1 protein-coding gene is annotated in these 1499 nt (G+C 59.0%); it reads right to left on the minus strand.

The features are described 5' to 3' along the window. Positions 1 to 67 precede the first annotated feature (67 nt). Positions 68 to 1420, minus strand: coding sequence for an IS1182 family transposase (locus AX729_RS15565; protein WP_061024511.1), 1353 nt, complete (start codon positions 1418 to 1420; stop codon positions 68 to 70). Positions 1421 to 1499 lie beyond the last annotated feature (79 nt).

The following is a 1499-nucleotide window of genomic DNA, read 5'->3' on the forward strand; positions in this document are numbered from 1 at the left end:
CCGATTCTGTTGAAAAAGGCTGGCAGTATTCCGTTGTAATGGCTGGGCGGAATGATCGAGGTGGCCCCTATGCGGGCCTTGCGATAGGCATCGCGATCAGCTTGGCCATCTTCCGAAGGTTCTGTGCGGTCGCTGCGAGAGTGAACTCGTCGCGTGCGCCGTTTGGGCCTCGTAATCGTAACCGGTCGAGCTTGAGAATGCGCTTGAGGTGCGCAAACAGCATCTCGATCTTCTTGCGCAACCGGCGTGAAGTACGACCCTCCCATGATCGTGCTATCTCGCGCGCCATGTCACGAGCGCCCTCGTAGATCGAGCGAGACACTTTGCGGACAAGGTCCTTGGGGCAGCAGCGAGCCTTCAAGGCGCAGCCGGTGCAATCGTACTTGCTTGCCCGGTAGAGCATCGTTGCGCCATCGTTCACCAGTGTTCCGGTTGTGGTCAGCATCTTGCCGCCGGGGCAGGTATAGACGTCGCTGATGTGATCATAGGTGAAGTCCTCGCGCGAAAAGGTCCCGTCCGCGCGGGCCGACTTGTCGAACACCGTCACGTGCGGCTCGATCCCGTGCTCGTAAACCAGCCAGCCGAGCATCTCGGCCGAGCCATAGCCGCTGTCACCGAGGAGCCGGGCGGGATAAAGGTCGAACCGTTCGAGCGAGCGCTCAATCATGCGTTTGGCAGCCAACACCTCCGCCTGCCGGATTGCGGTGGTTGCCTCGACATCGACGATGATCGCATTCTCGACGTCGACCAGGTAGTTTGTCGAGTAAGCGAAGAAGGCTTGGCCGCCGTGCGCGCCCGTCCAGCGCGCCGCTGGATCGGCAGGCGATACAAACTTCGGCGTGACCTCCGTCGCTGCACCGAAAGCGGCATCATCGAGGACAGCTAGATACTCATTAACCGCTCGGCCTGCCGCCTCCGGCGGGAGTCCCTTTTCGCCTTCAATCCCCTTTTGCCGATTAGCGTCGGCCTTGATCAGGCTCGCGTCGACGGCAAATCCTTCACCGCCGACCAGCCGCTCCTCGATGCAACGTTGCAAGACGTTCTCGAACACGCGACGGAAGAGATCGCTTTCTCGGAAGCGACCATGTCTGTTCTTGGAGAACGTCGAGTGATCCGGCACCGCACCGTCCAGGCCGAGCCGGCAGAACCACCGGTAGGCCAAATTGAGGTGAACCTCATCGCACAGACGCCGCTCCGATCGGATGCCGAAGCAATAGCCGACCAGGAGCATCCGTATCATCAACTCGGGATCGATCGAAGGGCGGCCGATCTTACTGTAGAAGGGCGCCAGGTCCTGTCTAATCTGTTCAAGATCGACAAATCTATCGATCGAGCGAAGCAAGTGGTCGGAAGGGACGTGCCTCTCGAGCGAGAACTCATAGAACAAAGCAGCCTGTTCGACTTGCCGATGTCCCATCATGATCTTCAGTCCTGCCAATTAGACAGATTGAATCACTGCTGTCTCTGAGTCGCAACTGCGGCCTTTTTCAACAGAATCG

The sequence above is a fragment of the Bradyrhizobium sp. CCH5-F6 genome (assembly GCF_001556045.1).
Classification (GTDB): domain Bacteria; phylum Pseudomonadota; class Alphaproteobacteria; order Rhizobiales; family Xanthobacteraceae; genus Bradyrhizobium.

Coding starts and splice junctions, on each gene's coding strand:
- AX729_RS15565 (WP_061024511.1), bottom strand. CDS start 1,420: ATGATGGGACATCGGCAAGTCGAACAGGCTGCTTTGTTCTATGAGTTC.